This window comes from Microbacterium sp. NPDC096154, from assembly GCF_040302945.1.
In the GTDB taxonomy this organism is placed as follows: domain Bacteria; phylum Actinomycetota; class Actinomycetes; order Actinomycetales; family Microbacteriaceae; genus Microbacterium.
Genome location: NZ_JBEOSM010000001.1, coordinates 183,538 through 191,949, shown reverse-complemented (window position 1 = coordinate 191,949; position 8,412 = coordinate 183,538). Strand labels below are relative to the sequence as shown.

10 protein-coding genes and 2 pseudogenes are annotated in these 8,412 nt (G+C 68.0%); 7 read left to right on the top strand and 5 right to left on the bottom strand.

The window, feature by feature from the left end; translation table 11 throughout:
* Positions 1 to 237 precede the first annotated feature (237 nt).
* Positions 238 to 471, top strand: a complete 234-nt coding sequence (locus ABTW64_RS00945; protein WP_350618237.1) for a hypothetical protein — start codon at positions 238 to 240, stop codon at positions 469 to 471.
* 11 nt (positions 472 to 482) lie between these two features.
* Here the strand turns inward: ABTW64_RS00945 and ABTW64_RS00940 are convergent, their stop codons facing one another.
* Positions 483 to 638 (bottom strand): helix-turn-helix domain-containing protein, encoded by a 156-nt coding sequence (locus ABTW64_RS00940; protein ID WP_350618235.1) that lies wholly within the window; start codon positions 636 to 638, stop codon positions 483 to 485.
* A 977-nt stretch (positions 639 to 1,615) separates the two neighbouring features.
* On the opposite strand from ABTW64_RS00940, the pseudogene ABTW64_RS00935 reads away from it, so the two are divergent.
* A pseudogene (locus ABTW64_RS00935) lies at positions 1,616 to 1,771 on the top strand (NADPH:quinone reductase); the annotation flags it as partial.
* A 56-nt stretch (positions 1,772 to 1,827) separates the two neighbouring features.
* On the opposite strand, the gene ABTW64_RS00930 reads toward ABTW64_RS00935, so the two are convergent.
* Positions 1,828 to 2,046 (bottom strand): molybdopterin-binding domain-containing protein, encoded by a 219-nt coding sequence (locus ABTW64_RS00930; RefSeq protein ID WP_350618233.1) that lies wholly within the window; start codon positions 2,044 to 2,046, stop codon positions 1,828 to 1,830.
* 317 nt (positions 2,047 to 2,363) lie between these two features.
* Here ABTW64_RS00930 and ABTW64_RS00925 point away from each other — a divergent pair, with 317 nt between their 5' ends.
* The 3 genes from ABTW64_RS00925 to ABTW64_RS00915 all read left to right on the top strand — a co-directional run bounded on the left by ABTW64_RS00925 (position 2,364) and on the right by ABTW64_RS00915 (position 4,419).
* Positions 2,364 to 2,915: an NYN domain-containing protein gene (locus ABTW64_RS00925; protein ID WP_350618231.1), complete on the top strand. Its 552-nt coding sequence runs from the start codon at positions 2,364 to 2,366 to the stop codon at positions 2,913 to 2,915.
* A gap of 341 nt (positions 2,916 to 3,256) precedes the next feature.
* Positions 3,257 to 3,769, top strand: coding sequence for a hypothetical protein (locus ABTW64_RS00920; RefSeq protein ID WP_350618229.1), 513 nt, complete (start codon positions 3,257 to 3,259; stop codon positions 3,767 to 3,769).
* Between the two features lie 209 nt (positions 3,770 to 3,978).
* Positions 3,979 to 4,419, top strand: coding sequence for a hypothetical protein (locus ABTW64_RS00915; protein ID WP_350618227.1), 441 nt, complete (start codon positions 3,979 to 3,981; stop codon positions 4,417 to 4,419).
* Between the two features lie 76 nt (positions 4,420 to 4,495).
* Here the strand turns inward: ABTW64_RS00915 and ABTW64_RS00910 are convergent.
* From ABTW64_RS00910 to ABTW64_RS00900, 3 genes and pseudogenes are all read right to left on the bottom strand, one after another.
* Positions 4,496 to 4,756: pseudogene (locus ABTW64_RS00910) on the bottom strand (transposase); the annotation flags it as partial.
* A 178-nt stretch (positions 4,757 to 4,934) separates the two neighbouring features.
* Complete coding sequence (locus ABTW64_RS00905; protein ID WP_350618225.1) at positions 4,935 to 5,771, bottom strand: alpha/beta fold hydrolase; 837 nt, start codon at positions 5,769 to 5,771, stop codon at positions 4,935 to 4,937.
* 102 nt (positions 5,772 to 5,873) lie between these two features.
* The gene (locus ABTW64_RS00900; RefSeq protein ID WP_350618223.1) at positions 5,874 to 6,383 is read right to left on the bottom strand and encodes a CinA family protein; all 510 of its coding nucleotides are present in this window, start codon (positions 6,381 to 6,383) and stop codon (positions 5,874 to 5,876) included.
* 194 nt (positions 6,384 to 6,577) lie between these two features.
* Between ABTW64_RS00900 and ABTW64_RS00895 the strand changes: the two genes are divergently transcribed.
* Complete coding sequence (locus ABTW64_RS00895) at positions 6,578 to 7,330, top strand: SDR family NAD(P)-dependent oxidoreductase (RefSeq protein WP_350618221.1); 753 nt, start codon at positions 6,578 to 6,580, stop codon at positions 7,328 to 7,330.
* A 136-nt stretch (positions 7,331 to 7,466) separates the two neighbouring features.
* On the top strand, positions 7,467 to 8,396 hold the full coding sequence (locus ABTW64_RS00890; protein ID WP_350618219.1) for an SDR family NAD(P)-dependent oxidoreductase: 930 nt from the start codon (positions 7,467 to 7,469) through the stop codon (positions 8,394 to 8,396).
* The last annotated feature ends 16 nt before the right edge of the window (positions 8,397 to 8,412 follow it).

Below are 8,412 nucleotides of genomic sequence, written 5' to 3'. Positions count from 1 at the left end.
CGAACCGCCCGCTCGCGGATGATGAGCCTGAGTTCAAGAAGCTGCAGGTCGTGACTGACCGCTCCGGCTGGGCGGACGACCAGAGCGTGGTCATCGCCTGGAAGCCGCTGGAGACGACGATGCGGAAGCATGTCCACCGGCTGAAAGAGAGCGTCGTCGTGCTCGTCGAGTGGGTCCAGCCCTTTCGAGCCGTGGGCGCGGCTCAAGGGCGCCTACAACGTCGTCACCGGCGAGGTGATGTCCCACGGCCTCAGCGACGATGCGTTGGAGTGCTTCGAGGAAGTCGTGTTCTCTGGGAACGGTGCCTGGAAGGACTCCTTTACCGCGCAGCAGGCACTCGGACGGCTGAGCGAGCTCCGCCGCATCGGTGGCTACGACCGGGTGCTCCTTCTGGCGTACGTGCGCATGAGTCGCCACAGCCTAGGCGTCGAGCGGCTCGAGCGGATTCTTGACCGTTTCGAGCAGCTGTAACGCCGTCGGCATCACGACTTTCGTGGCCGACCTTTCGGCCGCATCTGTACACCGAGATTCTTGAGCGCTCGTGACACGGCGCCGTGTGACAGTCCGTGCCGTTCCTCGAGCTGGGCGATCGTTGCGCCGGCCTCGTACTGCTGTCGCCAGCAGCTTCGCGAGCTCATCAGGCACGCCATGCTTGCGGACGACCACTTTCCGTTCGCGGAGCAGGCGTCTGAGCGCCGAGGTCGCGACTCGGGAGGCGGTCGCAAGTGAGGCCGCGCTCTCGCCGGATGCGTACCGCTGCAGCACTTCCTCGATCTGCTCCAGGCTTAGTCATTTCGTCAGCTTGTGTGCCCGGTATTCGTTTCGGGGCTGACCGGGGGCTTCGGCGGGGGATGTGCCCCAGTAGCTCGCGGCCATCCAACGCATCCGGTCGGTAGTCAGACCACCTTGCTCTTGGTTTGACAGAGGTCTACCACGGCAGGGCAACGGATGGATCCAGGGCGTGCTAGCGGCTGGTTTCCTCGGAGTCAGCGCGGCTCCGTTCTCGAGGAGGTCCCTGTGATCGAGCCGGATTGCGGCTGCGTCACGTGCCGCATCGGCGGTTCAGTGGGGCGCAACTCGGAAGCACCGTTTGGCTGCGCGGACGCGTCACCCGGACGGTCCGCGGCACGTGGATGCACGAGGTGCCGCGATCTCTAATCCTCTTTGGATACGGCAGCGTTTCAGTTCGCGTCGGAAACGTGACGGCAGTCCAGGAAACGGACAGAAAACTCGCCCGCCGACCCTAGAAGGGCCGTGAATCGGCATGTAGATTGGCGTAACGCCGACGCCGTCGGCTGGGATCAGGCGGGCGGAGGAAGCGTAAAAGTCCGCAGAATCACGCGGAAGTTGTCCTCGCAGACGCTTGGCTCCCGCGAGGGACTCGACCGGCCGCCGCCAAAACGGCAGGTTCTTGGTTCGAGTCCAAGCCGGGGAGCCATCAGAGGCCCGGAAATCCGCATCAAAGGATGACCGGGCCTCTGTCCTTTCCCTAGCCGGGAGCAAGACAACTCCGACGCGTCTGATCGGAACTGCGATGTGACTCAGCACTTCCAGGACCTGTCTGACTGAGGGCGCGTGTCCTGACCGGTGCGCCTGGCTTGACGTCGCTCACGGCGCCTTCTCGGCCGCAGACGAAGACATCAGCGCCGCGCTGCGCGATGGCGCGCTGGCGGTCGGCGAGCAAGCCGGGCTGCCGCTGACGCTGTTCCCGTTGCGGCAGACCGCGGTGGCGCAGGATGCCGTCGAACAGGGCGCCGTGGGCAAGGTGCTTCATCGAGGTCTCCGGCGCCAAGGAGGTAGGGGCGCGCTTCTGATCCGGAGCGATGCCTACGTCGAGACGTCGTTCTCGATGTCTTCGGCGAGGTCGTCCACCCGTTCCGGGCGCAGTTCCACCCCGACCTCGTGGAGACGCTCCCCGAGCACGTGGCTGACGTCGTCCGCGATATGCCCGCGAAGGATCTCGTCATGGACATCGTCGACGACGTGCTCGATCAGGTCGTCCTCATCCTCCCCGCTGACGGGCTGGCTGTGTTCGTCTGCTGTCATGATCCGATCATGAGTGGCGCACGGGATCGCGCAGATCCCCTTGACGGGCGGGCCGAACGCGTACCAAGCCCGCCCGCGTAGCCCGCTGTGGGTCACGAACGTTCAGACTGACCAGTTTGAATGCGACGGCGGGAGCCGAACCCGGTTCCGCTGCACAGGGGTACAAACCGACAACCCCCTGATGCGAGCTGTGGCTGGAGGCGACGTCCGGGCAAGAGCCTCACTGACACCGGTTGCGAGCGGAAGCCGCGGCCCGTGGCATCCTGCTACGGTCGGGTCAGCGGCCTCTGGCCGGCGGACGAACCGGGGGATGGCCAGTGGCGGAACGCAAGACTTGGGTTCTGGTCGACGGCGAGAACATCGACGCGACCCTCGGTGGCTCGATTCTGGGGCGTCGGCCGCAGCCCGACGAGCGACCGCGGTGGGACCGGCTGCTCACGTTCGTCGCGGAACGGTGGGGCAACCCGGCCCACGGACTCTTCTTCCTGAACGCCAGCACGAATCTGCCCATGCCCTTCGTTCAGGCGCTGCTCGCGCTCGGCTACCAGCCGGTTCCGCTGTCCGGCGCGGCTGACGAGAAAATCGTGGACATCGGCATCCAGCGCACCCTGCGCGCGCTCGCCGACCGTGAGGGCGACGTGGTGCTCGTCAGCCACGACCGCGACTTCGTCGACGACGTCGCGCGGCTTGTCGGGGATCGGCGCGTCGGGGTGCTCGCGTTCCATGAGTTCCGCAGCGCTGAGTTCTCCGGCATCCGGGGACTCGAGCTGTTCGACCTCGAGTACGACGCCCGTGCGTTCGACGCGCCGCTGCCGCGCGTGCGCATCATCCCCATCGAGGAATTCGACCCCGCCGACTTCCTGCGATGACGGATGCTTGGTTGTTGGGCCGGAATGGGCTGAAACTCTCGGGCGGAGTCGCGGAGATGACAAGAAGCAGGCTGTAGACGGCAGTCGAGTACGGATCGTCGTCAGGGAGCACGAGGCCGACGACCGGTCCGCGTTCCGCGGGATCACGCGGAAGTCGCGGCGGCCGCCGCGATCTGCTGGGTTTCGACCGGACCGCCGAAGGTAGCTACAGGGCGGTGTGCTGCGCTCGTTCTTCCAGAGATATAGGATCCAGCCAGGTGATCCCTTCGATGTGATGTGGGCCTGGGCGCAACGGTCGAAGAACCTCGGGACGCTGCTCGAACGTAGCGGGAACCCCCGCGTTGAGCGAGTACAGCGCCGCCCCGGCGTTCCCCTCGAGAAGGGCGACTGTGGCGTTGGCGATATCCAACTTCCTCACCGGCGCTGTGTTGGTCCTCATGTACACGCTGCACCAACACGGCTGGGGGTGGGGATGGCTGGAGGACCCGCGAGCGCCGAGCGCCCTGCCCGCGTGGGTCGCGGTGAGCGGGTGCTTCGGCGCGATCGTTCCGACATCGATGGGGCTTGTAGCCGCCCGCCTCGCGTGGGGGCTCGTGCGCCGCTGGTGGCTGCTGGTAGCGATCGGGCCGGTCCTCTGCTCGCTGATCTCCTTCGTGGCTGTCTGGTCGCCGGAGTCTGTGCCGATCTTCATCGCGGTCGCAGCCCTGGGCGGCAGCGCGTTGAACTTCCTGGCGTTGCGTGTGGCAGGTGTTGCCGCTGCGGAGACTGCCTGCGCCGTTAGGCAACGAGAATCGCGACCAGCACGGGGGCGCAGCGGGGGACGGCGAGTGGCTTCCGTTCGATCGAAGGGCTGAGAGTCGTGAACCCCAACGAAGCGTGCTTCAGCTGCGTCATCGTCGTGGGATGTCTGCGGGATGATCGCGACGCCTCGGTCGTCTCGTTCCTGACGGGCTGTCGTGCGCCGAGAGGGACGTCGACCGGGACTTCGACATCCGTCCGGCGAACACCGCCGAGCAGGTTGCGACGAACCAGGTCTGGCGCATCTGACCGATAGCATCCGGGTGTGCTGACCCTCCCCCCGGACGTGCGCGACGCTGGCCGCGCGTTCTTCGAATACCTCGGCGGTCCCGAGTTCCAGCCCGTCGTGATCACGGCGGGTTGGATCGCTCTCGCCGCAGTCATGGGACTGATCATGTTCTTCGTGCTGCGCGGCATCCTCAACGGCATCGCGCGGCTGATCAGCAGGATCTCCTACACGCTCCGGCGAACGATCGATGAGCGCGGCCGCGCTCGCGAGCGGGCGCGGTACCACCGGACGCCGGCCGCACCCGCCGCATCCGCAGCGCGCGCAACCTCGCCCGAATCGCTCGAGCAGCCATCTCGGTTCTTCCAGGGCCGTCCCACCGGTCACAAGATCAGCCGGGCCGGATGGTACGACCGCGAACCGGGCCCCCGTGATTGGTCGCCCCCGCCGAGCAACTGGCAGGACCCGACGCGCGACTGACCTGGACGCGAACACTCGTGAGAGACCTCTCCCTCCTTCGATGCGCAGGGCGAGCCGCGCGACCCCGTCAAGTGGCTCATCGCATTTGAGCGTGCAGGCGTGGTCTGAAGCCGCAGGCTTCGAGCAGTGACCGGGCGATGTAGTTCTTGAGGTTGCGGAACCCGAGTGCGCTGCCGCGGAGGTGTTCGAGGCGTCCGTTGATCGCCTCAGCGGGGCCGTTCGATGTGCCGGGCGGATCGAATTACGCGAGGACGTCCGCGGTGCGTTGTTTCAGGATGCGGCGGAGGCGTCGCAGTTCGACGAGGGTAGTCGGGATGCCGCTGGCGGGGGAGTCGATCACGGCCTGCATGGCGTTCTGGACCGCTACCGGCGCTCGCGCAATGCGGGGGTACGCGCGGTACAGCCCGCCTCCCGCGGCATCGGCGTCATGGCCCACAGTCCGGCACGTGTCGCCGTCGGCATCCGAAGGGCCCTGCGCATGCAGCGTCCTGCGTGACGCTCCGGCAGCGCCCGGGTCAGCGTTCGCCGTCGCGAAGGAAGTCGAGGACCTCGCGAGCGACCCACTCGGGATCGTCCTCCATGAGGAAATGACCGGCCCCCGGAAGCACCGCCAACGATGCGTTGGGAAGGTCGCGGAGCAGCCGGTGCGCGTATGCCAGGGGCTGCCACCGGTCGTGCTCACCCCAGAGGATGCGCACCGGTGCGGTGAGTTCTCCGAGTCGGCCCGCGATCTCCTGTGTGTAGGTCGAGTCGTAGTGGCTGACCTGGTGCTGGAAGAACGACGCACGGCCCACGCCGGTTCGATGCGGCCAGAGGAACGCGTCCAACTCCGGCCCCTCCATGGCGGCCTGGTCCTCGACGGTCATCCTCAGCTGCTTCGTCAGCAGCTGCTCGAACTCCTGCGGCGAGATCGAGACGTACTCGTCGATGTGCTCGCGTATCGTCTGCCAGGTCTCGGATGGCCACGAGTCGTAGCTCACGGTGTCCATGAGCATCAGCCGCGCGACCCTGTCCGGGTGGAAGAGTGCGAAGCGCTGGCCGATGGCGCCACCGATGTCATGAGAGACGATCGTGGCCCGTTCCACTCCCAGGGCGTCGAGGATGTGCCCGAGGAGCTCGGTCTGGCCTCCGACCGAGGTGTCCTTGTCGAGCGGGCGCTCCGAATCGCCGTAGCCCAGCAGGTCGTATGTGATGACCCGGTACCCGGCTGCTTCGATCCCGGGAACGACGTGGCGCCATTCGTGAGAGTACGAAGGTGTGCCGTGGATGAACACGACGGGCTCGCCGTCGCCCCGGTCCCGATAGGCGATCCGGGACCCGTCCACGATCAGATGCCGGTCGAGGAAGCTCATTGTGCGCCTTTCGTCGGGAGGAACTCGGGTTGCATGCGATCGCGGACAGCCCTCAGCCGCTCGACGCAGAACTTCGTCCTCACACCGGCTCCCGATGCATCGTCACCTGCCGCTGAGGTCGCTTCTGCCGCCGATGCCCGCCTGGCCTGTCCGGTCGCCTTCGGCGAGCGCGGCGAGCGCGTCCAGGGCATGCGCCACCGTCGCGCTCAGCACGCTCTCGGGCGGGCCGTCGAACTGGAAGTGGTGGGCTCCGGAGTCGTTCGCCGTCGCCCAGCCGAGGTACACGGTTCCCGCAGGATGCCCGCCGTCGGGGTCAGGGCCGCCGACGCCGGTGGTCGACACGGCGATGTCGGCGCCGAGGAGAGCGCGCACGCCGCTCGCGAGTGCAGTCGCGCACTCGGCGGACGCCGGGTCGATGTCCTCGGGCACGCCGAGAACGTGCGTCTTCACGGGCATGCGGTACGCCACCACGCCGCCGCAGAACCAGTCGCCCGCGCCTTCCCCCTTGCCGACCTCGCTCGCGAGGAGCCCCGAGGTCAGCGACTCGGCGACGGCCACGGTCAGGCCGCGCTGGTGCGCGGCATCGCTGAGGCGCTCGATAGGAGTTGTCACGACCCCCACCCTTCCACCCGGGGTCGGCGGCGCGCGAAGTTCGGCCGGGGGTTGCACCGGGGCGCGATATCTGCTCCCGTGCCGCCCCACGTGCTCCGTCCCACCGGCCCTCGGCGGCCCCTGCCGGAGTAGCGTCGAGGAGCGGGATCTCTGCACACCGCGAGGTCTCACCGTTCCAGAGAGGAGAGTCACTCATGACGTTCGAAGGAAAGGTCGCCCTGGTCACGGGCGGAGGTTCGGGGATCGGCGAGGCGATCGCGAAGGAGCTCGCAGCGGTGGGCGCGAAGGTCGTCGTCGCCGACATCGCGCTGGATGCCGCGGAGCGCGTGGCCGACGAGATCACGCAGGCGGGCGGCGTCGCCGCGGCATTCCGGGCCGACACGGCGGTGCCCGAGGACAGCGAGAAGTCCGTGGCCTTCGCGGTGGAGACGTACGGCAAGCTCAACTACGCCGTCAACAACGCCGGCATCGGCGGCCGTCAGGCGCCCACGGGCGACGTCGACATCGACGACTGGAACCGCGTGATCGACATCAACCTCAACGGTGTGCTGTACGGCATGCGCTATCAGATCCCCGCCATGCTCCAGGCAGGCGCCGCGGAGAGCGCGATCGTGAACATGGCGTCGATCCACGGCATGGTCGCCGCGCTGGGCAACTCCGCATACACCGCGGCGAAGCACGGCGTTGTCGGCGTGACGAAGAACGCCGCAGCCGAGTACGGTCCCGAGGGCCTGCGCATCAACGCCGTGGGCCCGGGCTACATCGAGACGCCGCTCCTCGCGAACCTCCCCACTCAGGCGTACGAGGCGCTTCGCGGCAAGCACCCGCTGGGGCGCCTCGGCCAGCCCGAGGAGGTGGCGCACCTGGTGCGCTTCCTGCTGTCGGACGACGCATCCTTCATCACCGGCGGCTACTACCTGGTCGACGGCGGCTACACGACCGTGTGACGGCTGGCGCGAGGGGCCCCGGTGCATCCGGGGGCTTCCCTCGCGCTATGGCCGCCCTCATTCCCTTCGCGCATCACGGCCGGATGCCGAGCGCAAGGCCCTGTCCGCGCGACCGCGGGCGCCGCAGGATGGCGCCATGACGGACACACAGAACCTCGCCGGGAAGACCATCGTCATCACCGGCGCCTCGAGCGGCTTCGGGCGCGGTGCGGCACAGCGCCTCGGGCAGCTGGGGGCGAACGTGGTGATCGCCGCGCGCCGCGCCGATGCGCTGAACGAGCTGGGCGCTGAGATCGCCGCCAGCGGAGGCCATGCGCTTCCGGTGACAGCGGACGTCGCCGATCCCGCGGCGATCGCCGACCTCGCCCGCGCGGCGGTCGAGCGATTCGGCCGCATCGACGTGTGGGTCAACAACGCCGGAGTCGGGGCGATGGGGTTCTTCTGGGACATCCCCGTCGAGGACCACGCGCGCATCGTCGACGTGAACCTGAAGGGGCTCATCTACGGCGCGCACGCTGCCCTGCGCCAGTTCCGAGCGCAGGGCTCCGGCATCCTGGTGAACGTCGGTTCGATCGACAGCGAGGTTCCGCTCGCGTACCAGTCTTCGTACGCGGCATCGAAGGCCGCGGTCCTCAGCCTGAGCCGCACGCTGAACGAAGAGCTGCGCATCGCAGGCCTCGATCAGACCATCAGCGTCGGCACGATCATGCCCTGGGCCGTCGACACCCCCTGGTGGACGCACGCCGCGAACTACACCGGTCACGCGCTCCGGATGGCGGCCATGGACGATCCCGCCATCGTCGTGGACGCGATCGTGGCCGCATGCACGGATCCGAAGGAGGAGCAGCCGGTCGGCCCCAAGGCGCGCGGCGCGAACCTCTCGCATCGGCTCTTCCCCGACCTCACCGAACGGTTCTCGGCGAAGGTCGTCGACGTGGAGACGGAGCGGGGCCACCCTGCGCCGCATACGGTCGGTGCCATCTACGAGCCCATGGCCGGCACGACCACGGTGGACGGCGGAATCCGGGAACGGATGCGCCGAGAGGATGGCGAGCGCCGGCGATAGCGCGCGCCGGAGGCGT